Raw genomic sequence first — 25,139 nt, forward strand, 5'->3', positions numbered from 1 at the left:
ATGTTTGTTCCCAGCATTACAAACCCCGTCGGAGACTTTGTTCGCGACATTGTACCCAAGCTTGCGGCCTATTTGCCCGCAAGCCTACAATCGGACACGCTCAACAGCATCACGGCATTCCTCGTAAACGCCCTCATTTGCATTGTCGCGGTGTGCATTGTGAACATTGGTTCGGCCCCCATCCTCATTTACATGGAACGCAAAGTGTGCGCCCACGTGCAATGTCGCCTTGGTCCCATGCGTCTCGGCTGGCACGGCACCATCCAGACCATCGCCGACGTTTTGAAGATGCTCTTTAAAGAAGTCTACGCCCCAAGCGGCGCCGACAAGATCATGTTCTACCTGGCGCCCCTCATTGTGCTCATCGCTCCCTTCCTCGTTTGCGCGCTCATCCCGTTTGGCCGCAACCTGGTCGTCGCTGACGTTCCCATGGGAATCCCGCTGATCATTGCCGTGAACGGCTTTGGCGTGCTAGCCATTTTGCTGGGCGGCTGGAGCAGCAACAACAAGTACTCGCTCCTGGGAGCCCTCCGCAGCGGCGCCCAAATGATCAGTTACGAAATCTCGTTTGCCATGATCCTCCTCTTTGTGGTGATGATTTCGGGATCCACGAACCTCATGACCATCACACTTGGGCAGGAAGGCACCCTGTTTGACTGGTGGATTTTCAAGATTCCCGTGCTCGGGGTCATCGCCTTCATTCTGTTTTTTATTTCAAGCACCGCCGAAATGAACCGCGCCCCCTTCGACATCGCCGAAGCCGAGCAGGAACTTACTGGCGGTTACCACACCGAATACAACGGCACACCGTTCGCCATGTTCTATTTGGCAGAATACATAGCCCTCATTACGAACTCGGCACTCGCGGTGACCTGCTTTTTGGGAGGCTTTTTGCCGCCGTGCATCGGAATCGCCTTTGTGGACCAATACCTGAACATGGTTCCGGGAGTCGTGTGGTTCTTTGCAAAAGTCTACTTTATGATTTGGTGCTACATGATGGTCCGCTGGACGTTTGTGCGTCCTCGCGTGGACCAGCTCATGGACTTCGAATGGAAATTCCTGTTGCCTGTCAACCTTGTTTTGCTGGTGGCCGGAGCCGCCTACATCGCTTTGGTAGGGTAATTTATGGCAGAACCGATTACTACATCTCAATACCTTAAGCGTTACCTCAAACGTTGCATCACTGGTCCCTGGAGCCTTTTGTGCGGGCTCTCGGTCACTCTCAAATACTTCTTTAACCCCAAGCGCATTGTTACAGAACAATACCCCGAAAACAAAAAGACGCTCAAAATGCACGAGCGCTTCCGCGGTCGACTCGAAATGATCGAGGACGAGGACGGGCAAAACCGCTGCACTGCCTGCGGCATGTGCGAACGCGCCTGTCCCAACGCGAGCATCAATGTGCTCCCCACAAAGAATATCGCCGGCAAAAAAGTTTTGGGACGTTACCTGTACCACTTTGCCAGTTGTATGCAATGCGGTCTTTGCGTTGAGGCATGTCCCTTTGGCGCCATCCGCATGAACCAGGATTTCGAGGTCGCGACAACGGACCCGACAACCCTCGAGATGATTTTGAACCACAAGGAGGGACAGGGATAATGCCAGACTTTCCGCTAAACTTCCCCCTCGGGGGCATGGACATCGCATTTTATGCTGTCTCCATTGCCATGATTATCATGGCTGTCATGACAGTCGCCGTCAAGAACATTTTGCAAAGCGCCATCTTCCTCATTTTCTCGTTTGTGGGAACCGCGATCCTCTACCTGCTTTTGCACGCTGAATTTGTCGCCCTGGCACAAATCATGGTGTACATCGGCGGCGTCGTGATTTTCGTGGTATTCACCATCCTCCTCACGAGCCACCTAGGCGAAGACGCCTTCTCTACCAAGATTCCTCGATTCTTTGCGGCATTTACCATTTCGATTTCATTTGTATTCGTGATGATCAAGTGCATTTTACCAATCCCCGACCTCGCCAGTGGCACGTCAAACGCCCCCGAGGGCTTTGCAGGGCTGGAACCGTTTGCCATGCGGTTGCTGGGCTACGGTCCAGACGGTTTTATCATCCCCTTTGAAATTGTGAGCATCTTGCTCTTGATGACGCTCATTTGCGCCATCACCATCGCCCGCAAGACCAAAGAGGAATCGGAAGCCGAAATCAAACCCGCTTCCCAAAACAAGGAGGCCGGCAAATGACCTTGATGAATTGCCTAATTCTCGCCTTTTTGTTGTTCGGCATTGGCGTGTGGGGTTTGATGCGCAGGCGCCACCTCATTGGCATGCTCATTTCGATTGAGCTCATGCTCAACGCCGCGAACATCAACTTTATCAGTTTTGCCTACTTTACCGCGCACGACGCCACCGCGGGTGCGCTCTTCAGCATTTTTGTCATCGCCGTAACGGCGTGCGAAATGGCAATCGCCCTTGCGATTATCGTGAGCATGTACCGCCGTCACAAGAGCCTTGACGCAGACCAGTTGAGGGACCTCCATGATTAACGACGTCACTCTAGGCTACCTGATCTTTTTACTGCCGCTGTTCTCGTTCGTGGTGAACGGGCTCTTCCTTTGCCACAACCGCAAGTTCGACAAGGCGGCAGCCGCCATCGCGGTCGCCTGCAATGGCCTTGCCGCCGCAAGCGCCATCACCATCGCGGTCCACTACTTTAGTTCGAACTTCGCTCCGCAAAAGGCGACGCTCTTCGAGTACGTCTTTATCCCGTTCGTAGGCGACCTGGTCGCCAAAATCGGCATGCTCGTGGATCCCCTCTCGGTCATGATGCTCGTGGTCGTCACCTTCATCAGTTTCATGGTGAACATCTACAGCATTGGCTACATGCGCGAAGACCGTTCCGCGGGGAGGTTCTTTAGCCTGCTCTCGCTGTTCAGCTTCAGCATGCTCGGTCTCGTCGTCGCCACCAACCTGTTCCAGATGTTCATCTTTTGGGAGCTCGTGGGCGTCTCGAGCTACCTGCTCATCGGTTTCTGGTACCACAAGCCCTCCGCCGTGAGCGCCTCCAAGCAGGCATTTATCCTCACCCGCTTTGCCGACAGTTTCTTTTTGCTCGGCATCGTGATGGTGAGCTACGTGGTCGGCAGTTTTGACTTTGGCGTTTTGAACTCGCTCGGCCTTTCGGCATTCAAGACCGCAACCATCAACCTGGGAATCTGCGAAGTCAAGCAGTCCACCGCCCTCGTGATAGGTTCCGTGCTCATCTTTACCGGCGGCTGGGGCAAGTCCGCCATGTTCCCCATGCATATTTGGCTTCCCAACGCCATGGAAGGCCCGACGCCCGTGAGTTCCATAATCCACAGCGCCACGATGGTCGTCGCCGGCGTCTACTTGGTCGCGCGCCTGTTCCCGTTCTTCGCCATTTGCGAAAACACACTCACGCTCATCTTGTGGGTAGGTGCCTTCACCATGGTCTTTGCCGCGGTTATCGCCTGCACACAAAAAGACATCAAGCGGATTCTCGCCTACTCCACGCTCTCGCAACTGGGCTACATGATGTTCGCCCTGGGCGCCTGTAAAATCAACCAGGTTGTCGCCGTAACCGGGTGGACGGCAAGCACCTTCCACATCTTTACGCACGCCTTCTTCAAGTGCAGCCTGTTCCTCATTGCGGGAAGCCTCATCCACCAGGTCCATACAAACGACCTCGACGCCATGGGCGGCCTCCGCAAAAAGATGCCCGTCACCTATATTTGCACGCTCATTTCAATCCTTGCCATCTCGGGCATCCCGCCGTTCTCCGGATTCTTCTCGAAGGACGAAATCATTTTGGCGGCGTTCCAGGGTCATCACCAAGTCGTGCTCGGTCTCGCCCTCCTCACAAGCGGCCTTACCACGTTCTACATGTTCCGTCTGTTCTTCCTCGCCTTCCACGGCGAGCCACGCCACGAGGGCGTCAAGGCGGGCCACGTACACGAGGATTTTGCGATGACCCTCCCGATTGTGATCCTCGCGATACCTTCTTTGCTCAGCGGCATTCTGTGCAAGGGGCTCTTCGAAAAGTTCTTTACCCCGGGCAGGCTTCATGTGCCGCAACTGTTGCGCCTTGCCGAGGGCGGCTGGATTCCCTTTGCGGCTGTCGGCATCGCCATCGTGGCTCTGCTTGTCGCCTGGTTCCTTTACGCAAGCCCCAAGGCAAAAGTGGAACGTGCGCTCGACGAATCCAATCGCAGCTCTATCTACAAAGTCGTCTACCACAAGTTCTACTTTGACGAGATGTACTACGCGGTCGTGCGCCAGTTCATTTTTGGCGGAGTCGCCCGTGCGGCTCGCGCGTTTAACGATTACGTAATCGAAGGGCTCCTCGCTTTTAGCGTTTGGTTCATCCACAAGCTGGGCGACCTAGTGCGCCTTGCGCAAGCGGGCTACCTTCCATTCTACCTGGGCACCCTCATCGTGGGCGTCCTCATTTGGCGATTCTTTGGTCAACTTCCCCTGTAGGCGATTATGGAAACGATACTCTTCAATTCGATCTGGGTAATTCCACTGCTGACCGTCCTTGTGTGCGCCCCCATCCCGGCGGTACATGACAAAATGCTCAAGGCGCTCCACGCCACCTCGGCGACGCTCGTCCTTGCCATTGTCTGTTTCCTCACCTACCGCGTTTACACGCTCATGGGCACTCCCGCCAACGAGGCCGCCGCCCCGCTTTTGCTCCGCTTTTTTACCGACATCCCGTGGCTCAACGCGTTCAACGCCCACTACATTGTGGGCGCCGACGGCCTCAACATGTTGCTACTCGCGCTCACGGCCTTCATCGTTTGGGCGGGAGTCCTGGTCAGCTGGAACATCAAGGGTAACCAAAAGGTGTTCTTTGCGCTCATCCAAATTTTGGCCACGAGCGTCTACGGCGTTTACATGAGCTTTGACCTGGTACTCTTCTTTGTGTTCTACGAGATGGAAGCGCTGTGCATGTACCTGATGATCGCCTGCTACGGCTCGGGTCGCCGCGATTACGGCGGTAAAAAGCTCACCTTGACGCTCGCCTTTGGCTCCTCGATGATCTTAGCGACGCTCTTTGGCCTCTACTTTGAAGGTGGGGCGCACAGCTGGAGCCTCATGGAACTCTCGAAAGTCCCGCTCCCCATGGATTTTCAAATGTGGGCGTTTCCGCTCATGTTCATGGGCTTCGCCGTTTCGAGCAGTCTTTTCCCCTTCCACTTTTGGAGCCCCGATGGTCACTCTGCCGCCCCCACCGCAGTCTCGATGCTTGCGGCAGGCGTCATGATGAAGATGGGCGCCTACGGCTGCCTGCGCGTGGCAATGTTCCTCATGCCCGAGGCCGCCAAAATATGGCTGCCCTATGTTGTAGCACTACTGATTTTCAACGTGGTGCTCGGTCCGTTCATCGCGATTCGCCACAAGGACCTCAAGTACATCACCGCCTACAGCTCCATCAGCCACCTCGGTCTCATATTCCTCGGGCTCGCGGCCCTCACTCCGGTGGGTCTCCGCGGTGCATCGCTGCAAATGATTTCGCATGGTTTCCTCACGGGGCTCTTCTTCGCGACCATCGGCATGATATACGAACGCACGCACACCCGTGACATCACCGAGATGGGCGGCATCATGCGCAAAATGCCCTTCTTGGGAGTCGGCTTTGTGCTCGCCGGTTTTGCGGGCCTCGGCCTCCCCGGCTTCTCGGGATTCATTGCCGAGAGCACCATCTTTATTGGCGCCTTCCAGCAGGATTCCACGCTCACCCGCGTGGTGACCGTGCTCGCCATCCTCTCCATTACGACCACCGCGGTCTACATTTTGCAGACTGCGAACCGCATGCTCCATGGCAACATGCCAGCCAAGTACGAGAGCCTCACCGACGGCTGCCTCCGCGAAAAACTCGTGATTGTGGTCCTTGTCGCATGCCTCTTGTTTATTGGTATTTGCCCGGGCTGGATTTCAGAAATCCTCGACCAGAGCATCGCCCCGATTTTCGCCAAGATTTCTGCGGCAGCCATGCCCGCCGTAGGAGGTTAAGATGATTTCGATGCCAAGCTTTATTATTCCCGACCTGCTGCTTTTAGCGTTCCCCTTTATTGTCATTGGGAGCAGACTCTTTTGCGACTTCAGGTCCAAGGTGCCCTGGCGCATCGCAAACATCGGACTCATCCTCATTTTTGCACTCCTCAACCTCATCCCCTTGGCAACGGGCGACGGCCAGTTCTTCATTAGCAACTGGCGCGTAGACGACTTTGGCGTGCTCATGCGCGAAGTGCTTGTGCTCTCGGCCATCTTGGGCGTGTGGCTTTCCAAGGACTACTTTGAGCACGGCGCCGACGGCAAGCCGCAAATGCACCAGATTGCCGAATTCATTGGGGCCATCGCGTTTGCGACGTTTGGCGGCATCACTGTCGTTAGCGCCTGCGATACACTCACGTTCTTCCTCGGCCTTGAAATCGCGACCATCCCCATGTACGCCCTCACCGCCTGGAACAAAAAGGACCAGATGGGTTCCGAAGCGGCGACCAAGTACATTTTGATGGGCTCCGTAGCGACCGCTTTCGAGCTGTTCGGTTTCAGCTACCTGTTCGGTTTTGCCGGCGGGCTCCGCTTTAGCGAAATCCAGGCCGCCGTGGCCGCAGGCCCGACACCGCTCTTGTGGGTCGCCGTGCTGTTCCTGTTCTGCGGCATCGGCTTCAAGCTCACGCTGTTCCCGTTCTATACCTGGGCACCCGACGTTTACGAAGGCGCCCCGACGCCCGTGACCGCGGTCCTCTCTGTCACCTCCAAGGCGACCGCCGTCGCGTTCCTCGCCGTTCTCGTCTATGGTCCTCTCGCTCCCATCCAAGAGCAAATCGCCCCGCTCATCGCCCTCCTCGCGGGCGTCACGCTGTTCGTAGGCAACCTGGGAGCCCTCAAGCAGAGCAGGCTCCGCCGCTTTATGGCTTACAGTTCCATTGCGCAGGCAGGCTATATCATGGTGGCGCTCCTCGGCCCTGCCGAAATTGGCAAGACCGCCATCGTGTATTACCTCTTTGTGTACGCGGTATCGAACTACCTCGCCTTCTTTGTGTTCGGCATCATCGGCCACCACCGCGAAGAAACGTTCGCCTCGCTCCGCGGGCTCTCCAAGCAGAACCCGTACCTTGCGATTGCCTTGGCGATTTCGATGTTCAGCCTCGCAGGCATCCCGCCGCTCGCCGGATTCTTTGGCAAGTTCCACCTGTTCTTTAGCGGTGCGACCACAGGGCACTACACGCTCGTCACCTTCGCCGTCTTGAACAACGTACTCGCCCTGTTCTACTACATCCAGCTTATCAAAAGCGCCTGGGTCGACGAACCCGATGGCCGCCTCTCCCCGCTACGCCTCACCAAGCGCCAGCGCGCGGTCGTGTTCCTTCTCTCCGTCAGCGTCGTGTGCATCGGCTTTTTGCCGTTCTTGAGCGACAATGTCTTTGCCGGATTTAGCCTCTAGTCCTTGACGCAACGGACGGAATAAGCGTAGTTCTTCGGTTTTTCGTCCTGGTAAACGTAAGTATAGTCGCGGTAGAACACCCAAATAAAGCTATCCTTGGACGACTTCTCGGTGGAACTCCAAAAAATCGCCGATTCGCCTGCATAGGTAAACAAGCCGTCATCATTGCGGAAACCTGCCGGGAGGACCGAAAATCCGTAGGAATCCAAACCATCATCAACGGTGGTTTTCCATCCACCCGTGGTTCTAAGGGCAGTCCCAGCCTCGATCCACTCGAAATCCACATATTTCTCCACGCCACTTCCAGCCACTCCCATAAACATGGCCGACCACTCCTCGTTGGAGGGCAAATGCCAACCCTTGGGACACACGCTATCCATGGCGGCACTCCACAGGTACAGGCGTCCGTACTTGTCGCATGTGCCCGCACCGCCTTTTTCACACCAGTCGTCTGTCGTATCACGGTAAACCCAGCTTGAAGAATCCTGCCCCTCAGCCGCTTTTAAGTAGGCGTAGTTCAAATTTTGCGCCATCCAAACGAGATCCCCAATCTTCACCGTCTTGTAAGTCTGTCCGTCGCGGGAATCGGTCAGCGTGCCGTATTCGCAAGAATCCTTGCCGTCCACATTGCACGGCGGGATGGCCTCTGCCAAAGAGCTACTGCTTGTTGCCGAAGAACTTTCAATGGAAGTGTCCGCGGCACTGGACAAGTTCTCCCTGACCGTAGAATCCTCAGCGCTAGAAGAAGACTCATCAACGGGCTTCTCGTTGTCGCGGCTCGATACTGGCGAGCTTTCGTTGTCACACGCCGCCAAAACAAAAAACGCCATCACAAGCAAAACAACCCATTTTTTCATACACATCTCCGTTCGTTCCGTTTTTAAATATAAAATCAATCAAGACTATTTTCGTTTGCCGACCAGTGCAAACGGCCACATATATCCATATGCTACGCACACGTATTATAAAAATTGCAAAAATTTAAAAAGTTGAAAAAATATCGTGTTTTTTATCAAAATTCATAATTTTTGTAGCACGAAACTATTGATTTTACAAAATTTCGGTTTTATATTATAGGTATGAAACCGATAATTGAATACAAAAGCTACCGCAAGTACATGCAGGACTTTTACGAGGATCGCAAGCACCATTCCGCGTTTTCGTGGCGTGAATTCTCGAGGCTCGCAGGATTCTCCTCGCCCAACTACATGAAGGTCGTATGCGAGGGCAAGAGTCGCCTGAGCAAGGGCGGCGCCAAGAGCTCCGCAACCGCCATGGGGCTCGAGGGCTACGAGGCCACCTATTTTGCACACCTCGTCGACTTCGAGGACGCAAAGACCGAGACGGTCCGCAAAGAAGCCTACGACGCCATGCTGACCCTCGCCCGCGAGAACAAGGTCCGCATTGTGGAAGCCGATGCCTACCAATACTTCAATTCGTGGGTGAACCCCGTGATACGTGAACTCGCCCCGCTCATGCCCGGAGCAAAACCGCTTGAGCTCGCACGCCGCTGCTACCCCGTGGTGAGCGCCGCCGACGTGCGTTACGCCCTCGACTTCCTCACGACAAAAGGTTTTTTGAAAAAAGAGGGCGACTCCTATACCCAGACCCAAAAATCCATCACGGGCGATGCCGAGGTGATGCCCATGGCTTTGCGCACCATGCACCGCCAAATGTCACGGCTCGCGACATCCGCCATCGACAACTGCCCTGTGGAAGAACGGCACATCACCGGGATTACTCTCGGGATTTCGCCCAGGAATTTTGAACGCATCACCAAGGAACTCGACGCATTCAGGCAAAGGCTGGTGGCCATCGCCGCCGAAGACAACGATTACACACAAGTTTACAGACTGAACATGCAGCTGTTCCCGCTCACCAAAAAGGAGGACGAGGTATGAATAATTTGAACAAACTCACCTTAGGCTGCGCCGCGGTCCTGATGTTTGCAGCCTGCGGGGACGAAGCTTCCCATGCAAACGACCCGTCTATGGCGGGCTCCACTAACGAGCCCAACGCCACCCAAACCGCCAATTTGACGGACGAGCAAATAGCCATGCTGAACAAGGCGTTCAATACGCTCGTAGACACCGTTGTCATAATACAGAACTCCGCCAACTGCTACACAATATGCACGAACTCGATTCCGTCCACTTGCGAAGAACGTTGCGACCCCGTCGACAGCGCTACGCAAATAAACCCCGCTCGTCTGAACATACCATTCGATTCTAAACCTCAAACCAAATTCGACTACAAGAGTTTGGACGAGCGCATGACATGCCGTGTCATGTACTATGACGTAGAACCCGGCCTCACCCTCAACCGCGAGTACAACTCCGCCAAGAACTATCTCAGAAGAGAAATTTCAGAAAGCACAGAGGCCATCCAGTTCGCCGAAATCAACGGCGAAGCCATTGTCATCACCACCATCGGGGGTGCTTCGTATAACGGCGGATTCTGGGGGCCCGGAGTCACTTGCTCCGAGAAACTGGAACAGTTCAAGGACGAGTGCAACAACTCTTCCGGCTTGTTCAGGGACTTTGGGGACGGATGTCGGTCGAGACATCTCTCAGTGGGCTGCGCACGGCTTATGCGCGAAGGGGAAACCGCCGAGAGCGTTCTCGAAAATCGGGAGCAGGATTACATAGACATTTGCAAGGCCGACTCTGCCATGTACAGCGCCACAGACTCCCCCGACAACGCGCCAGAGTCTTGCTATGGCTCGTACACCGTCATCGATGGGGAAACCGTCAAGGAAGAGAACTGCACCACTGAAGAAGACAATTCCGATTCCACAGCCAAGCTGCACCAGGAATGGCGAACTGGCGTCATAAACGACAAGAAAACCCAGAGCGACTACATCCATCAATTCACGCCCGACATGGACTCCATTGACGGAATGCTCTACGTCCTCGACAACGTCGAATTCTATAGCGATGCCGAAGCCTACAGCGGGTTCGACCCAAGCGGCCTTGCAAGCGAATTCAGCGAAGAAGGCATTTACAAGCTCCCCGATTCACTTGTCGCGACGATATTCCCGACAAAGGGTAAAGACCCGCTGCTGTACAGATATTCATGGGATTCCAATGCAGCAAGTGCGTACTTTGCCGTCGTCATCAAGGACAGGGGCGCAAAGGGGCACGCCCTAAGAAAAATTGACGCAGGAACCGTCCAAGTGAACGACTTTGTGAAGGTCGGCAACTGCGCTGAAGACACATCCACCCATTACTCTGCATTCCTGATTACAGGGTCCAAGGAATGGGACCCCTCGGGTAAGACTTTCAAGCACAAAAACGTTGAAAGCCCCCTTTGGAACTGCGACAACCCCGAAAGCCTTGAAGCAGTGGACCCGTACAAGGAATGGAGCGACAGAAATTAATTAAGCTGTAAGCGAGACGACCAAGATCGCGATGACGGAGCCTACAAACGCCGTCATCGCGAACTTCACCGTGGGCGATGCAAAACAGCGTTTCATGGATAAGCTCGCCCTGTGGGCTTGCATACAAACTTTTTTCATAACAACCTCTTTTTTTCCAGCGCGCAAATATACAAAAAAAGAAAGAATGTTCCCGAAAACTGGGAACATTCTGCTTATTTAGGAGTGTTTGTTAAGAAATTCTACAGTCCGTTCTTCGAGAAGATCGTGTAACCGCGCACGAGCCCGCCTTCAAAGATCCGCACAATGTAATTGCCGTTCTTGAGTCCCGAAATATCCAGGTCAAAGTGGTTCATGCCCGCGACAAGCACCTGCGAGACCTTGAGACGACCGTCCATCGAGTAAATTTTTGCCGTCATGGCATGGCCGAGTGTGGCACCCGACTCGATTTGGAGCGTTTCACGACCGACACGCACACGAAGGTTCTGTTTTACCGCGGAGGCAATCTTGATTCCCGCCGGGGGGTCCTCCGGCTTGGGCTTGTTGCGAAGCAGGCGCACGCTGTAGATGCCGCCTACCATCCCGGAACTTGCCTCAAACGAGATGCGCACAATCTTCTTGCCCTTCACCATCTTGTCGGGAATCGGGTAAGTCACATTCACAAACTCGTCCTTTTTCCAGCGGTTGGAGATGGTCTCGGTCGTAAGCTTTTCGCCATCGATGTTGATGTCGAACACGCGAGTGCAGCCCTCGTTGCCCCAGTAGCGCACCATGAGGCTCAGGGAATCTTCGCTGTTGGTCTCGAACTCATAGCTGATGAGGCCGCCGTTACCGCCGGAGCACTGGCCCGCGTCGCGGTAGAACTCACCCTGGTGTGTGCCCGAGGTGGAGTTTTCGGTCTTCATCTTGTGGTCCACTTCGGGTTGCTGTTCGCCGGGGGCCACCTTGTCGACGGTTTTCTCGTCGAGGGCGAGCGCCTCCTTTTGCTCCTTTTCGAGGCGGTCCAAAATGCTCGGGTCGGTAAGCACCATCCAGTACATCATGTAGCGGGCGTCATGCACCTCGTAGAACGGTTGCAGCAGCAGGTTAGCGTCCTTTTGCTGAGCAAAGAGGTAAGGCGCCTTAAAATGCAGGGGTTCGCCCTTCACAGGTTCGATTTTCGATGGAATGTCCTTCTTTGCGCTGGCGAGCATGGGCGCCTGGTCCAGCGATTCAAGCGCTCCAGAGGCAATGTGGCTCCAGCGTCCGTCGTCGGCGACAAGGCCGTTCAGGTTCGCTGTGCCCGTCTTTGCCGAGAGCACAATCGGGCCGTACAAAAGCGCCACGTAATCCGACACACCGGGGAGATCCTCAGTGTGGATGTACATCGGGTAGAGAACCTCCACCACATCGCCCGTTTTCCAGGACTTGCCTGCAGAAACGTAGCTCGAAGGCGTCGAAGTCTTCACGATGGTATCGCCGTTCACAACAACCTTGAATTCTCCTTCCTTAACCCAGTACGGGTGGCGGATCTGCATGTCGAAACTGCCGCTCCCAGTAATGGTGAACTTGGAACTCTCGCCCTTGGGGAACGCCGTTTCCTGCTTGATCTTGACGCCCTTGTCTTTCCAGTTCAGCACAGAGGCTGCAAAGAGGTTCACGTAAAGAGCATCCTTGTCCTTGGTATAAATGAACTGGTTGTACTTTGCCGGGTTCTCCATGCCCGAGCCAACGCAGCACCACATGCCCGCATTGACCTTGGAATACACGCGGTAGTGGCGCGGACGCGCCGGTGTAAAGTACACGTAACCGCCATGCGTCGGGTGGATGGTAGAGAGGATGTGGTTGAAAAGGGCTCGTTCATAAAAATCGGAATAATGCGCATCGTGCTTGATGTTGAACAGGCGCTCGGTGAGCTTGAGCATGTTGTAAGTATTGCACGATTCCGGTCCCTCGCGCTCTTCCACATACTTTTTGTGGTTGTTGAGAGCCGGGAAGTGCTCCGAGATGCTGTTGCCGCCAATGGCGATGCTGCGCTTGTTCACGACTGTCTGCCAAAAGAAGTCAGAGCCCTTCAAGAATGTTTGATCGCCCGAGAGTTCCGCAATGCGGGCGAACCCCACCACCTTGGGCACCTGCGTGTTCGCATGGACGTTCGTCAAGTTGTCGTTGCCCTGTGCCATCGGGTTCAGCAGCCACTGGTGCGACCACTTTTTGGCGGCGGCCAGGTACTTCTCGTTGTTCGTGAGCTTGTAGGCGTCGGCATAGACTTCGGGCATGCCGCCGTGCTCGGTACCGAGCATCTGCTGCATCTTGGAATCGTTCAAGCCGTTCGTGATGGTAATGCCCCAGTCGCAAAGCTTAAGGAACATCGTCTTGGCACTTTCGTAGCCCGCGTAAACATAGGCGTCGCGCAAGCCCGCATAGAGCTTGTGAATGTTGTACCAGGGCACCCAATAACCGTTTTGAGCGCCCGCATCGCCGTTCTTCATCTTGAGCCACATCTGCTTGCCGTTGGGCACGCCGCTGATATAGCCCACAAAGTTCGCATCCTTGGAGTTCTGGTCCTGGATGGTCTTGAGTTCGTTCAAGATATATTCCAGACGTTCCTTGACCTGAATATCGTCGTTGTCGGCGTAGTGCATGGCAAGCGCACTCAGGTAGTGCCCCAGCACATGACCGTCAAGCCCAGCCCAGTTCGGGAACTTGGACGCCTTCGGGCGCATCCCCGCCTCTTCGTAAAAAGGCGCCAGCAGGCGGTCAACGTCGTAGCTGAGGAGTGTTTCGACATTCAAGTCCTGCCGCTCCTTTAGCACACCGTCCAGCAGTTGCACATCCGACAAGGCGAACATGTCGGGGTAAAGCAAATCTTGTGAAAAACCGAGGCTACATGAAAGCCCCATTAAGGCGATCGCTGCGCGAACGCTTTTGCCAAACCATCCCAACTTCATATTTTTTTCCTTTTTGGTTGAAGTTTCTTTAAAACTACATTTTTTATCATGTATAGTACAATTCATAGTAAACTTTTACACAAACCAGTTCCCAACAATAACAAAATAAATACGAAAACGGGCCCTTTTAAGGACCCGTTCCATTTAGCTTTGTTAAAACCGCAAAGGCGTTTTTGGGAATTTTAGAACTGTTCAAAGAACTTGTGGACTTCTTCGGGGACCCAGGTTTGTTCCCAGTTCCAGCCGACGCCCATGTTGCCAGTGTCGTGCGCGGTCCATTGGTGGTCACCCGGCCAGGTGCACCACTTGACGGGGAAGCGTTCGTCTACGTTCTTGAAGTCGTAGCACACGTGCCCTGTATTGCCGCTGATTTCTTGCGGCTTTTCGCTGCTCGCGTCTGTGAAGTCGCCGTTCGCGTCGGCCTTGCCGTTACGCTTGAGGATGCGCGGAAGGGCGCTGTTCTTTGCACGGTCGTAATTGCAACGGCCATCGTTTACGCCATGTACGTTCATCCAGGCGATGGGCAGGTCCTTCATGTTGCTGCCTTCGGGCAGCCAGATGTTGTAGTCGGCCACGGCGTAGGTGGCTGCTGCGCGGACTCGGCTCTGCATGTCCTGCATCAGCGAGTAGCTGAACATGGCGCCGAAGCTGAAGCCTGTAATGAACACGCGGCTCGTGTCGATGCAGTAGTTCTCCTCGAGGGTGGTGAGCGTCTGCGCGAAGAAGTCGTGGTCGGGCTGGCCCTTGTTCCATAGGCCGCCAACCGCATCGAGAGAGACAAAGATGTAGTCGCCGTTCTTGTCGAGCACCTGTTGGCCGTAGTAAGGCGTGGGATGGTCATAGTCGGGATTGTGGTGCACAAAGTCTTCGCCGTTACTGCCGTAGCAGTGCAGCGCAAAGAGCACCTTGTGCGGCTTCTTGTTGTCGTAGTTCTTGGGCAGGGTAACAAAGTAGGTGCGGTTGTCGCTGCCTACCCGGATCTGGAACTGGTCGCCGTTCTCGACGCTCTTGACCTTTTGCAGCTTGGAATTGGAGCCGCAGCCCTTACTCGGGGTCGGATCATTTTTGAGCGCGTAGCCGAACTTGAATTCCGGAGCCTTCGCCTTGAGCTTCACATTGAGAGTCGTGTCAAGCGTGCCGAGCGACACAGTGAGGGTATCGAATCCATCTGCAACAAACTGGATTGCCTCGTCCTGGGCGGCTTCCTTCATGAGCGAGCCGTTTGCAGAACCGGTGGCGGAACTGAAGTTGCCTTCGCTCGTGAACTTGAAACTCTGCCTTGCACTGCCGACGCCCACGTTTGCAAAGTAGGTGCCACATGCCTTGACGGCACGGCCCAAGTCGTACGTGCCGGAGCCCAGCAAGGTTTTGCTAAAGACCTGGTGACCAAGCGTGTTGAAAATTTTCACCTGGACCGGTTGCGTACCGCTCTGCGAGTACGAAAGCACTCCGTTACTCACACCGATGTAGCCAACAGCATTCCCGGCCGCACGAATCGACATTTCTTCTTCGGAAATAGTGAATTTGCCCTGGTCGTCGGTCGTCGTTGTTTTGCCCTCTTTGAGAAGGCTCACCGAGGCGCCCTTGATAGCCACGCCCTGTTCGTCGGAAACGGTTCCCGACACGCTGTATGCAAACGAAAAACCGCAAAATGCCAAAAGGCACAATACGGTCAAAAGATGGGGTGCTTTGCTGAACATTGGTCCTCCTAATTAAGCCGCTTTACCGCGTACCTCACATAAGTTAATTTAAGCCGGAAACCGCCTAAAATAACAAGACAAACCACCATATTCATGGATGATTTGTCTATGTTTGAGTTAAGAGAACTTTACGATTTTTTGAAGGTCTACTTCAGAATAACATTCTTGACGTCCACCATGCCATTCTGCTCCACCCTCACCACATAGCGACCGCTGGCAAGGCCCTTGAGCTCCACGGTCCCGTTCTCGCATTTGGCGCTGAACACAGGGCGGCCCTGCATGTCGAACAGGTCTACCCTGGCGGAAGCCATCCCCGTCAGGTGCAATACACTGCCCGCGACATGGAGAGAAGCGGGTAGCCTTGCAACCGAGGGCATAATGGCATCGGTCGTATCCTTGGTCGTGGTATCTTTGACCGTGGTGTCCTTGGCGGTGGAATCATTCGCCGTCGTGTCCTGCTTGGTTGTATCGGGGATAAAGCTCTGCTTGTACGGAGAAACCACGCTTTCGACCGGGTGCTCCTTGAGGCTCGCCATAAGGCTGTCGAACGCAGGCTTGGGCCGTAAATTGTCGTCGTAGATAAGCCCCTTTTGCCTGTTAAGGCCGCCAAGCCAGCTCCACTTGTCACTCACGCCCCAAATGAGGAACGTGCCCATGTTGGGTTCTTCGAGGAACACATCCATGTATTCGCGGTAATTGCGGCCCTGGCGCGCCAGGTCGGCGCTAGAGACGTTGATGCCGCTCTTGAAGCCAATGTCGAGCTCGGTAATGTTCAGCTTGACCCCGAGTTTGGCGAGCTCCCTCGCAAAGGCGCGGAGGCTATCCGGGGAACCGATGAAGTGCTTGTCGGTGGTGGTGTCCTCGACGTGCGTCTGGGAACCCACGCAGGTGATAGGAATTCCATTGGCGACCCAGCGCTTGACCTGCTCCAGCACGAACCCGGCCTTGGCTTTGGGGCTGATTCCCTGTTCAAGGTTGTAATCGTTGTAGCAGAGCTCCGCATCCGGGTCCACGGCGTGCGCCCACACGAAGGCGGAGTCGATGAACTCAGGGCCAATTCCCTGGTACCACACAGAATAGCTGCGCCACATGGGCTCGTTGTTGCTTACCGCTTCGTTTACCACGTCCCATTCGTCAACTTGGCCTTTCCAGTGCCCAACGACTTTTTCGATGTGGTTCTTGAGCACGGCGAGAAGCTTTTTCTTATCGTTCTTGTAGTTGTTTACCCAGTTTGGGACCTGGCTATGCCAAGCAAGAGCGTGACCGCGGACGCGCATGCCGTTGGCTTTGGCATACTTGACCATCTTGTCGCCGTTGCCATAGTTGAAGCGGCCTTCCTGGGGTTCAGTGGCGTCGAACTTCATCTCGTTTTCGGCGACGACCACATTGAACTGGGTCTTGTGAATTTTTTCGTAATCACCGGGAAGTCCTCCGCCGAACCACTGGGAATTCAGGATGGCGCCGACGTAGCGGCCACGTTCCTCGGCAAGGGATCTGAGGGTGGGTTCCTGGGCGTAGGCGCTCACCGCACCAGCTCCAAATAGGGTCGCGGCAAGTATAGCCGCCATAGCAGAATGTGATTTATGCATTCTTTGTACTCCTTTGTATGCCCTAACCCTAATTTAACCCTGCGTATAAAATAAACAAAAAAAAGAATGCAGGACGTAAACAAAAATATGCAATCTGGTTTTGCTAAAATTTTTAGTTTTTTAATGAAAAAAGCAAAATCACGAGCCGAACCCATGGTTCAAGGAGCAAAAAAATGACCCGTCACTTGAAACTCGTTTTCGCCATGTCGGCAATGATTGCCACTGCAGCCACGTTCACCGCCTGCGAAAAGCAGAGTGCCGAACAAACTAAAACACAGTCCGCGCCCCAGACAAAGGCGGCCCCACAGCAGTCCAAGTCGGTGGTGGTCTACTACTCACAAACAGGCTCCACCAAAAAGCTCGCGCAAATTTTCAAGAACGCCCGCAATGCCGACGAATTTGAACTGACGCTAGAAAAGCCCTACCCCTCCACCTACGACAGCACCATCGCCGAGGTCCGCGCGGAGCGCGAAACCAAGCAGTGGCCCGCGCTGGCGAACGCCAAGCTCGAAGTCGCCAAGTACGACACCGTATTCTTGGGCTACCCCATCATGTTCGGTTCCTTTGCACCGCCAATTTACTCATTCCTAAGCGCAAACGACCTGGGCGGCAAGGTGGTTGTGCCGTTCTGCACCTATGGCAGCGGCGGACGCAAAGCAAGCTCCGAAGAACTCAAGACGCTTGAACCAGGCGCAAACGTAACGCTCGCCTATGGGATTTCGAACAAGAGAATCAACGCCGAGAACGGCACCGAAGTCGCCGTGAAGGAAGTGGAAGGATTCTTCGCCGACTTGGAAACCGGCAAAACCGAGGCAATGCTTATGGGCGGGTATTCGGAGCAAAAGCCCCTTACCGTCGAGGATTCCGCCGCCTTCGCCGAAGGCACCAGGGACTACGCCTACCTGAACTTGAAGCCGCTCAGCGTCTCAAAACAGGTTGTTGCCGGCATGAACTACCTATTCGTGTGCGAAATGAAGGCGTTTGGTGGCCCCGCGGTGCAAGCGAACGTGAAAATCTTCAAGCCGCTCCCCGGTCAGGGCGAGGCCGAACTCATTGGCGTGGAACAATAGCTTCCGCAAGATTTGAGCGGGAACCCCACAAACGCTTACTCGTCTTCGCCCTCATCTGCGTTCATGACGCAACGAAGGTTGTACAGGTTATCCTTTCTTGAATTCGGGAAATCATCCACCCAAATTGACCCTCCCCAGAAAGTCACCGCACTTGCGATAGTGCAAGTAAAGGGATCGTTGTCTTCTTCAACGAGCCAGAAACCACTTCGATCCCCAATCAAATGCATGTTGAAGCCATTGGAAAGGCCGCCAGCACCGTAAGCTTCGCAATAGTTACTACGGCTTCCGTCTTCATTTAACATATCCTCCTGAACCACCGAAGAACAGAAATACTCGCTTTCGTATCCATGTTCCAGAAGCCTGCGCAAACTTTTTTCCAATGTCAAAGCTTCTTTTGCGGAAGGCACATGCCACCCGGGCGGACAAAGCCCCTGGAATCCTGTCGTATCTCTGATGGCCAGCCACTTGCGATCGTAGTCGTGTCCTTTACCCATCGCTTCGGACCAGGTATAAAGGCATTCATCCCCAACACCTTTTTCACAGAGGGTGTCTTCGGGCGAATACTTCATGTTCTCCGCCATCCAAATCTGATCTCCGAATTTAATGACTTTATATGTACTAGAATCGCGCGGATCGATAATGGTCGAATCCTCGTTGATTATAGTAGAGAGCACTATAGACGAACTGCTTTCTGGCACAGTCTCGCTAGACGTGATTTCTTCTGAAGAAGAACTTGGCAAAGGTTCTTCTTTTGCGCCCGATGACGAATCGTCCCCGCACGCAATCAGGGTAACGGCCAAAATGGAGCAAGCAGCAAATAAAGGATAAAATTTCATCTGTAACTCCCGATGTTAAAGTGTTTAGTATTTTAAATATACATTCTTGTTGGGGACAAAGTCTGCGCCATACTCAACCAGCACCTTTCCAAAGAAGCGCCCCTGCAAATCGAAAGCCTTCACCAAGCGCGACGTTTTGAGGTCACGAGAATTGCGGACAGCTTTCCTGAAAATCGGCGTCGTGCTACCCGAGCTCATCCCGTATTCGAACGCACCCAAGTCAGGTGCTTCGCCCACAAACGGGAACCCGAGATCTTCGCCCTTGTCGATGGCACGGCTCCCCTTCTTGAGTTTCAAGAAGCCCACATCGGGCAAGCTACCGTCAGCGTTACGCGGGCCCAAGATTCCCGAAATCGTCGAGAGGTCCTTGCCGGTGACGGTCATGCTCGGGTCATCGAGACTCTCAAAATCGTCTTCGGTCAGGTCGAGTTTCAGGTTCCAAGTGTTGTTTTCGCCGGCGGGGCATTCCACGTAGTGGTCGATGCCCTGGCTCGGTATATACTCCCAGCATTCCCCGACTTGAGAATTCTTGTTCGGGAAGGCGATGTTGTTCTTGAGCACGTGCGCGTTGTCGCCGGTGAGGGGCGCCACCTCGGCAATGCGGTTCCCCTGAGAATCGAAGAGCGTCGATGCCATGGCAAATTCGCGGTCCTTGTTCATGTACGACGTGTTGTTGAGCCACTTGCTGCCCACGCCGGTATAGTTTGCATAAAAGCCCGTCGCCTTGTTTTTCCAGGCGGCGCAGAACTTGATGGTATGCCGCCCGCCGCCGAGGGTGCTCTCACCCATCTTGATGCCGTGACCGTTGCCGTTCTTCGGGTTTCCAAGTCCGTAATCGCTGTAGCCGTTCCCCATGGCGTAGCAGTTCTCCAGCACCACGGGGAATTCCTGGTTGATGAAGTCGAAGCCATCGTCGCTGTTCCACCAGGAGCGGCACCCGATGAACTTCGTGGTATCACCCTCGCCGGGTTTCTGGTAATGCGCGCCGAAGCCGTCGGCATTTTCGCCGTCGCCCTGCCAGCCCAAGGGGTCGTAGTTGTCGTGGGCATCGCAGTTCAAGAAGATGTGTCCGCCGCCATCTGGCGCGCCGTCGTTCGCGAAGAACCCGGGGCCTGCGTTGTGGTGGCTGTCCATATTTTCCAAGAAGATGTGCTTGCTCGCGTAAAGAAACACGCCGGAATTCGAGTTGTGCTTCATGGGCGTGTTCCGCACCTCGAAACCCTTCAAATGCAAATACTTTGCCGAAATCACGATGGGAGACGTGTACATCGCGCCTTCGGGAGTGCCGTCGCTATGGTCCGTGCCTGCGGCCACGGGGAGGTTCGCGCCGTCAAAAATCGGGCGCTCGCCCGGGTAGGCCAGGTAATGGATGCGGTTGTCGTCGCTCTCGCCGCTTGCCGTCAAGACTATTGCCGCAGTCATTTTGTACCGTGCAAAAAAGACGGTATCGCGCAGGTCGTAGATGCCGCCGCGAACCCACACGGTGTCGCCCGCGTGCACCACGGTATTCGCCTTGTTGAGCGAGGCGAAGGGCTTGTCCTTTGTGCCCGCGCTGGCATCGTTGCCATCGGGTGCCACGTAATACACGGCACCGAAGGATTGCAGCGCCGCGAGGGCGAGCCCTAGCGCAAAAAAGAACCTCTTTGCCATACAACCTCCACAGATGTTTATAATATAAACAAAATGTGTCGTATGCGAAACAAAAAAAAATTAGACCTAGCAAGAGCCGAAGTTGAATACGTGGCGGTTGTAGCTCGATGTGAGCAGGTAAACCTTGTCCACATGCGTCGACATGAACATGTTCACAAGGTAAGCGCGAAGGTCCGTCACCGCGCGCTCCAAGTCCGTCACGTCCATGATGACACCGTTGTCCTTCACAATAAGCGTAATTCCGCTTTTCTTTACAATGACGCTGAACTCCATGTAGATTTTGCGGCCGCGGTTGCGTTCGTAAATCGTCATGCCAAGTTCCTCAACAAGGAGCATCACCTTCGTGCGCATTGCTGTATCAAAGCCCCTCGATTCCAAAAGCGTCCCCACGTCATCGCGGAAAGCCAACAGACTCTCTGGGAAAAGCAGCACGTTTCGCATATGCCAATCACCCGAGGCCTTGAACTCGTCCAGCAAAAGCGGGAACCCCTTGCGTCCGTAAAGCAGCAGGTGCAAAACAATTGACAAAGCTAACGCCAAAAACGGCGCCACGGCAAAGCCCATCCAAAATCCGTCCGGAATAAGCGTTTGCAGCCCGAACGCACAGACGACAGGACTCAAAAAGACGATCATAACAATCATCGATATCGAAAGCACCGGTTGCTCATGCTCATAGTAGGCGGCATATACCTTTACGATCGCCATCGGCAGCATGCCCACGGCGGCGGCACGCACAGCAAGCACCGCTGCGCCCACCAGTTCACCCGAATGGATGTGAAACAGGTGCACCACCCACGGGGCAAACAAAAAGAGGGCGACCGATACGAGAACGCCTTCCTTAAAAAGTGTGTAATTCACAAACCGCATCGCCTGCGCAACGCCGTTCCCGTTCTTCTCGCCGCGGTAAATATTGATGAGCGGTTCCGCCGCAAGCCATACCCCGTTAAACAGCACGCCCATTTCGATGAGTTCGTACATCATCGAGAGTACGGGCAACGGCCCCGTACCGTGCACTGTGATAAAGTAATGGTTCGTTACAGCAGTAAACAACGTAAAAAAGAGGAACTCGAGCGATTCCGCCATGCTGAACCGCACTACCGAAGCGCTATCGCGGGCGGTCACGTGCCATATAAACTTGAGGGTATTCGTCTTCTTGAAAAAATGCACGGCAAGCACAAGCGTGCTCAGGACATTCGCAAGGAGCGTACCGAGCGCAATGCCCTCCATGCCCATTTGACGGCCCAGCAAAAACGAGAGCGCAGCGTTTGAGCCGAGCAGCACCGTATAAGACGCATTACAGATTTTCACGTCGCCGTCGGCATACACCATCTGCTGCAAAAAGCAATTCACCGGGATGGCAAAGGCCACCCACACAAAATAACGGTAGAACTCGTTGACATAGTTGCCTAAATCTGGGTCCACCCCCACAAAGTTCAATATGGCAACGCGGGCCATGAAGAACAAGGCAAGGAGGGCAAGGCCAATCACCGTCGAAAGGATGAGCCCCTGGCCAAAGAACCCATTGGCGCGAACCCGGCACAAGCGCCCAATTTCAATCGAATAGCACACGCGGCTTCCAACCATCACGATCGCGCTCACAAAGAACACGAACGAAAACATGGGTGTAAACATGGAAACGGCGGCAAGCGCCTTCTCGCCCAACACCTGTGCCGAGACCACTTTGTCTACGAGCACGTTCGCGATTTCTACACACGCAGAAACCGACGCCGTAAAGAGCATCGACTTGAAGCGCCTGCCGCAAAACGTGTCGTTTATTTTCATTTGGGACTATGCGAGCGTCAAGATATCGCTGAAGCCTGTGACGTCAAAGATCTCCTTCACTTCGGGTCCGGCGTTCTTGATGACCATGGAACCCTGCTTGTTCATCACCTTCTGTGCCGAAAGCAAAATGCGGAGGCCCGCCGACGAAATGTAGGCGAGTTTCGCGAAATCGAACACAAGGTTCTTGACGCCATCGAGCTTTCCCTGGATCTCGTTGCCGAGTTCGGGCGCGGTAAGCGTATCAAGGCGACCTTCGAGGCTCACTGTCAGTGTATCGTTTTCTTGTATCTTTTCAATTTTCATATTGACCTCTTTTTTATTATCAAACTTTTTTTGTAATGATCTTTGTGAGCGTGAGCTGGTTCTTTTCGCCATTGCGCTCATACTCAAGCGAATCCATCATCTTTTTCACAATAAAGATGCCGAGCCCGCCCACGCCGCGCTCTTCCGCAGAAAGCGTCACATCCGGATCGTCCTTTTCGAGCGGGTTATAGGGCTTGCCGTCGTCCACAAACGTCAATTTTATTGCCGACGGGTTGTCCATAATGTAAATCGTCAGCGTCACCTCCGTGGCACCGGAGTAACTTACAATGTTGCTGAACACCTCGTCAATTGCCACGTCCATCTGCGTTATGGTCTTCATGGGCGTATCCGTATTCCCAAGAACGCCCTCCACGAACGCGGTGAGCCTTTCCAGGTTTTCGACCTTCGGGAACACCTTCACCGAGATTGACGTACCGCCGCAAATAAACTTCACCGCGAGCATCGTGATGTCGTCGAACTGCGGGGCCGAGCCAACAAAGGCATCCACGTCCTTCTTTACGCGAGCGCAGACTTCTTCGGGATCGCACTCGTTGCAAGCAGCGAGTGACGAAAGCAAGCGGTCGTCACCAAAGAGTTCGTTCTGGGCGTTCGTCGCTTCCGTCACGCCGTCGGTATAAAGCAAAAGCGTATCGCCCGGATCCAGTTGCGCCGTATGTTCCGTGTAATGGACATCTCCCATCGCCGCCATGACGATTCCCGGCTTTACCTTTAAGAATTCGGTCGTCCCGTCCTTTCGCAAGATGGCGGGCGGATTATGCCCGGCCGAGGCGAAATGCAGCTGCCCCGTGCGCAAATCCAGTATGCCCGCCCATACGGTGACGAACATTTCCAGCTTGTTCTTCAAGAACATCTTCTGGTTTGCGGAGTCGAACGCGTCCGATATAGAATCCAGAGTCGCGATCATCGTCTTCACGACAATAAGCGCCGCCATCATGAACAGCGCCGCCGGCACGCCCTTGCCCGAAACGTCTGCGATAAGCACGCAAAGGCGGTTGTCGTCCAGCTTAAAGAAGTCGTAGAAGTCGCCGCCGATTTCCTTCGCCGGCAACAGGAAGGGAGCCAGTTTGTGGCGGCAATCGTCCATCTTCTCGTCCATTTCGCTCTTGGGGAGCATGCCCATCTGGATGCCCCGGGCAAACCCAAGCTCGCTCTCGATGCGTTCAAGACCCTTTTGCGTCTGGATGTATTCCTGCAACGAGGAGCGCATCTTCCCGAACGCCGCCGCAAAATGCGAAATTTCGTCATTGCCTTCGAGGTTCGGGATTTCTGCGTCAAAATCCCCCTGGCCTAACTTATCGGCAACATTGGAGAGCGTCACGAGCGGTCGCGTCACACGGAGCGAAACGAGAAGGAGAATAACGATGATTAAAATGTATCCGCAAGCACTGAGTATAATGAATGTGCGCCCAAGGGAACGCTGTTCCTCGAAGAATTTTTGCGAAGGCCACACGACCATGTAGGTCCAGCCATTAACGGTCATGCGGCGGAAATAGACGACGGCATCCGTTTCGTCTAATACGGATGCGACAAAGAGGCCCTGGTCACGACTGCGGAAGTTCTTTTCCAGTTCAAAGAACTGAGGTCTGTAATTTTTACCGGCCTCCCTGTGTCCTTCGGCCCCAATGGCAAAATTGCCAGAGGAAAGGATAAAGGCGAACCCGGAATTCGCGATGGGAATGCTTTCCAACGCCTCGTTCAAGAACTTGAGCGAAATGTCGACGCAGAGGACGCCCGCGAATTTTTTCTCGCCAGCCTTGTCGGTCTTGAAAATAGGAATTGTGTAGACCGCGATGGGTCCCGGCACAAACTGCCCAATGAACGGCTCCTGCCACAACGCCTTTTGCTTATTTTTGGTGCTTGTGTACCAAAGTTTTTCTTGGTAGCTGTGGCCGTCCTTGACCACTATGGAATCCCCTTCGCGCATCGCGAGCCGCATATATTCATTGGCACGCGCATTGGGAGCCATTCCCTGTTCATAGGCGACAACAATCGCTTCCACCTGCGGGAGCCTGAACATGGCCTCCTCAAGGGCCTTGCGGAGGAACATTCCCTGTTCCTCGGGCGTCATCGTCTCGGTTTCAATGGTACTGACGGCGGCCTCGCCTATGGCTATCGCATCGTTAAAAATGCGTTCAAAGAGCACGATGTTCGCTTGGCTCACCTCTTCGCTGCGCTTGGTAAGCATTTCACCAAGTTTCTCATTTGACAGATAACGCATCACGCCAAGGACACCCCCGAACACGATGGTAATGCCAACGAGTATCATCAGGGACTGTTTAAACGCCAGACCATGGATATTGAATTTCATGTTCACCCCTAGTTGTGCGTACACCTAACGGCATCAAGTCCATTCGATGTACGTTAATAATTTAAAATATTCGACCGAAAAATGGGATTTCTTCGCCAAAACAAGGCGAATTTCTAGGGTTCTAAAAAGGCCAATGACGACAACACGCG

At 54.2% G+C, this 25,139-nt stretch carries 19 protein-coding genes; 10 read left to right on the forward strand and 9 right to left on the reverse strand.

The window, feature by feature from the left end; translation table 11 throughout:
* Genes BUB55_RS00105 through BUB55_RS00135 form a run of 7 tightly spaced genes read left to right on the forward strand, consistent with a single transcriptional unit; the run spans position 1 to position 7,425 of the window.
* Complete coding sequence (locus BUB55_RS00105) at positions 1-1,122, forward strand: complex I subunit 1/NuoH family protein (protein ID WP_073187120.1); 1,122 nt, start codon at positions 1-3, stop codon at positions 1,120-1,122.
* 3 nt (positions 1,123-1,125) lie between these two features.
* Positions 1,126-1,599: a NuoI/complex I 23 kDa subunit family protein gene (locus BUB55_RS00110; RefSeq protein WP_073187686.1), complete on the forward strand. Its 474-nt coding sequence runs from the start codon at positions 1,126-1,128 to the stop codon at positions 1,597-1,599.
* A gap of 35 nt (positions 1,600-1,634) precedes the next feature.
* Positions 1,635-2,195: an NADH-quinone oxidoreductase subunit J family protein gene (locus tag BUB55_RS00115; RefSeq protein ID WP_234971726.1), complete on the forward strand. Its 561-nt coding sequence runs from the start codon at positions 1,635-1,637 to the stop codon at positions 2,193-2,195.
* The gene (nuoK, locus tag BUB55_RS00120) at positions 2,192-2,497 is read left to right on the forward strand and encodes an NADH-quinone oxidoreductase subunit NuoK (RefSeq protein ID WP_073187122.1); all 306 of its coding nucleotides are present in this window, start codon (positions 2,192-2,194) and stop codon (positions 2,495-2,497) included. The genes BUB55_RS00115 and nuoK overlap by 4 nt, the downstream gene beginning before the upstream one ends.
* Positions 2,490-4,451 (forward strand): NADH-quinone oxidoreductase subunit L, encoded by a 1,962-nt coding sequence (gene nuoL / locus BUB55_RS00125; RefSeq protein WP_073187123.1) that lies wholly within the window; start codon positions 2,490-2,492, stop codon positions 4,449-4,451. Before nuoK ends, nuoL begins: the two co-directional genes overlap by 8 nt.
* A 6-nt stretch (positions 4,452-4,457) precedes the next feature.
* On the forward strand, positions 4,458-5,987 hold the full coding sequence (locus BUB55_RS00130; protein WP_073187125.1) for a complex I subunit 4 family protein: 1,530 nt from the start codon (positions 4,458-4,460) through the stop codon (positions 5,985-5,987).
* A gap of 1 nt (position 5,988) precedes the next feature.
* Entirely contained in the window at positions 5,989-7,425 is a 1,437-nt protein-coding gene (locus BUB55_RS00135) for an NADH-quinone oxidoreductase subunit N (protein ID WP_073187127.1), read from the forward strand.
* Here the strand turns inward: BUB55_RS00135 and BUB55_RS00140 are convergent.
* The gene (locus tag BUB55_RS00140; protein ID WP_073187129.1) at positions 7,422-8,282 is read right to left on the reverse strand and encodes a fibrobacter succinogenes major paralogous domain-containing protein; all 861 of its coding nucleotides are present in this window, start codon (positions 8,280-8,282) and stop codon (positions 7,422-7,424) included. The two genes, BUB55_RS00135 and BUB55_RS00140, sit on opposite strands and share 4 nt — an antisense overlap.
* A 222-nt stretch (positions 8,283-8,504) precedes the next feature.
* Between BUB55_RS00140 and BUB55_RS00145 the strand changes: the two genes are divergently transcribed.
* Together BUB55_RS00145 and BUB55_RS00150 are read left to right on the forward strand one after the other, a co-directional pair.
* Entirely contained in the window at positions 8,505-9,326 is an 822-nt protein-coding gene (locus BUB55_RS00145) for a TIGR02147 family protein (protein WP_073187131.1), read from the forward strand.
* Complete coding sequence (locus tag BUB55_RS00150) at positions 9,323-10,804, forward strand: hypothetical protein (RefSeq protein ID WP_073187133.1); 1,482 nt, start codon at positions 9,323-9,325, stop codon at positions 10,802-10,804. The genes BUB55_RS00145 and BUB55_RS00150 overlap by 4 nt, the downstream gene beginning before the upstream one ends.
* Positions 10,805-11,043: 239 nt before the next feature.
* On the opposite strand, the gene BUB55_RS00160 is transcribed toward BUB55_RS00150, so the two are convergent.
* The 3 genes from BUB55_RS00160 to BUB55_RS00170 all read right to left on the reverse strand — a co-directional run bounded on the left by BUB55_RS00160 (position 11,044) and on the right by BUB55_RS00170 (position 17,020).
* Positions 11,044-13,731, reverse strand: coding sequence for a beta-L-arabinofuranosidase domain-containing protein (locus BUB55_RS00160; protein ID WP_073187137.1), 2,688 nt, complete (start codon positions 13,729-13,731; stop codon positions 11,044-11,046).
* Between the two features lie 182 nt (positions 13,732-13,913).
* Positions 13,914-15,431, reverse strand: coding sequence for a carboxypeptidase regulatory-like domain-containing protein (locus BUB55_RS00165; protein WP_073187138.1), 1,518 nt, complete (start codon positions 15,429-15,431; stop codon positions 13,914-13,916).
* A gap of 146 nt (positions 15,432-15,577) precedes the next feature.
* Complete coding sequence (locus BUB55_RS00170) at positions 15,578-17,020, reverse strand: endo-1,4-beta-xylanase (protein WP_200778500.1); 1,443 nt, start codon at positions 17,018-17,020, stop codon at positions 15,578-15,580.
* Between the two features lie 173 nt (positions 17,021-17,193).
* Between BUB55_RS00170 and BUB55_RS00175 the strand changes: the two genes are divergently transcribed.
* Complete coding sequence (locus BUB55_RS00175; RefSeq protein WP_073187142.1) at positions 17,194-18,090, forward strand: flavodoxin; 897 nt, start codon at positions 17,194-17,196, stop codon at positions 18,088-18,090.
* 35 nt (positions 18,091-18,125) lie between these two features.
* On the opposite strand, the gene BUB55_RS00180 is transcribed toward BUB55_RS00175, so the two are convergent.
* The 5 genes from BUB55_RS00180 to BUB55_RS00200 form a co-directional block, all read right to left on the reverse strand.
* Positions 18,126-18,926 carry an FISUMP domain-containing protein gene (locus tag BUB55_RS00180; protein WP_073187144.1) on the reverse strand — a complete coding sequence of 267 codons (801 nt, stop codon included), beginning with the start codon at positions 18,924-18,926 and terminating at the stop codon, positions 18,126-18,128.
* Positions 18,927-18,950: 24 nt separating this feature from the next.
* Positions 18,951-20,576 carry a right-handed parallel beta-helix repeat-containing protein gene (locus BUB55_RS00185; RefSeq protein ID WP_073187146.1) on the reverse strand — a complete coding sequence of 542 codons (1,626 nt, stop codon included), beginning with the start codon at positions 20,574-20,576 and terminating at the stop codon, positions 18,951-18,953.
* A 66-nt stretch (positions 20,577-20,642) separates the two neighbouring features.
* Positions 20,643-22,358 carry an MATE family efflux transporter gene (locus BUB55_RS00190; protein WP_073187148.1) on the reverse strand — a complete coding sequence of 572 codons (1,716 nt, stop codon included), beginning with the start codon at positions 22,356-22,358 and terminating at the stop codon, positions 20,643-20,645.
* Between the two features lie 6 nt (positions 22,359-22,364).
* Positions 22,365-22,661 (reverse strand): STAS domain-containing protein, encoded by a 297-nt coding sequence (locus BUB55_RS00195; protein ID WP_234971727.1) that lies wholly within the window; start codon positions 22,659-22,661, stop codon positions 22,365-22,367.
* A gap of 19 nt (positions 22,662-22,680) precedes the next feature.
* Entirely contained in the window at positions 22,681-24,990 is a 2,310-nt protein-coding gene (locus BUB55_RS00200; RefSeq protein WP_073187152.1) for a SpoIIE family protein phosphatase, read from the reverse strand.
* Between the last annotated feature and the right edge of the window lie 149 nt (positions 24,991-25,139).

Origin of the sequence: Fibrobacter sp. UWP2, assembly GCF_900141705.1 — a bacterium.
GTDB lineage: Bacteria > Fibrobacterota > Fibrobacteria > Fibrobacterales > Fibrobacteraceae > Fibrobacter.

Excerpts from the sequence above, each read along its gene's own strand:
- BUB55_RS00140 (WP_073187129.1), bottom strand. The coding sequence starts at position 8,282 with ATGAAAAAATGGGTTGTTTTGCTTGTGATGGCGTTTTTTGTTTTGGCG.
- BUB55_RS00130 (WP_073187125.1), top strand. The coding sequence starts at position 4,458 with ATGGAAACGATACTCTTCAATTCGATCTGGGTAATTCCACTGCTGACC.
- BUB55_RS00110 (WP_073187686.1), top strand. The coding sequence starts at position 1,126 with ATGGCAGAACCGATTACTACATCTCAATACCTTAAGCGTTACCTCAAA.
- BUB55_RS00160 (WP_073187137.1), bottom strand. The coding sequence starts at position 13,731 with ATGAAGTTGGGATGGTTTGGCAAAAGCGTTCGCGCAGCGATCGCCTTA.
- BUB55_RS00165 (WP_073187138.1), bottom strand. The coding sequence starts at position 15,431 with ATGTTCAGCAAAGCACCCCATCTTTTGACCGTATTGTGCCTTTTGGCA.
- BUB55_RS00195 (WP_234971727.1), bottom strand. The coding sequence starts at position 22,661 with ATGAAAATTGAAAAGATACAAGAAAACGATACACTGACAGTGAGCCTC.
- BUB55_RS00175 (WP_073187142.1), top strand. The coding sequence starts at position 17,194 with ATGACCCGTCACTTGAAACTCGTTTTCGCCATGTCGGCAATGATTGCC.
- BUB55_RS00115 (WP_234971726.1), top strand. The coding sequence starts at position 1,635 with ATGGACATCGCATTTTATGCTGTCTCCATTGCCATGATTATCATGGCT.
- BUB55_RS00170 (WP_200778500.1), bottom strand. The coding sequence starts at position 17,020 with ATGCATAAATCACATTCTGCTATGGCGGCTATACTTGCCGCGACCCTA.
- BUB55_RS00190 (WP_073187148.1), bottom strand. The coding sequence starts at position 22,358 with ATGAAAATAAACGACACGTTTTGCGGCAGGCGCTTCAAGTCGATGCTC.
- nuoK (WP_073187122.1), top strand. The coding sequence starts at position 2,192 with ATGACCTTGATGAATTGCCTAATTCTCGCCTTTTTGTTGTTCGGCATT.
- BUB55_RS00145 (WP_073187131.1), top strand. The coding sequence starts at position 8,505 with ATGAAACCGATAATTGAATACAAAAGCTACCGCAAGTACATGCAGGAC.
- BUB55_RS00200 (WP_073187152.1), bottom strand. The coding sequence starts at position 24,990 with ATGAAATTCAATATCCATGGTCTGGCGTTTAAACAGTCCCTGATGATA.
- BUB55_RS00135 (WP_073187127.1), top strand. The coding sequence starts at position 5,989 with ATGATTTCGATGCCAAGCTTTATTATTCCCGACCTGCTGCTTTTAGCG.
- BUB55_RS00185 (WP_073187146.1), bottom strand. The coding sequence starts at position 20,576 with ATGGCAAAGAGGTTCTTTTTTGCGCTAGGGCTCGCCCTCGCGGCGCTG.
- BUB55_RS00105 (WP_073187120.1), top strand. The coding sequence starts at position 1 with ATGTTTGTTCCCAGCATTACAAACCCCGTCGGAGACTTTGTTCGCGAC.
- BUB55_RS00180 (WP_073187144.1), bottom strand. The coding sequence starts at position 18,926 with ATGAAATTTTATCCTTTATTTGCTGCTTGCTCCATTTTGGCCGTTACC.
- BUB55_RS00150 (WP_073187133.1), top strand. The coding sequence starts at position 9,323 with ATGAATAATTTGAACAAACTCACCTTAGGCTGCGCCGCGGTCCTGATG.
- nuoL (WP_073187123.1), top strand. The coding sequence starts at position 2,490 with ATGATTAACGACGTCACTCTAGGCTACCTGATCTTTTTACTGCCGCTG.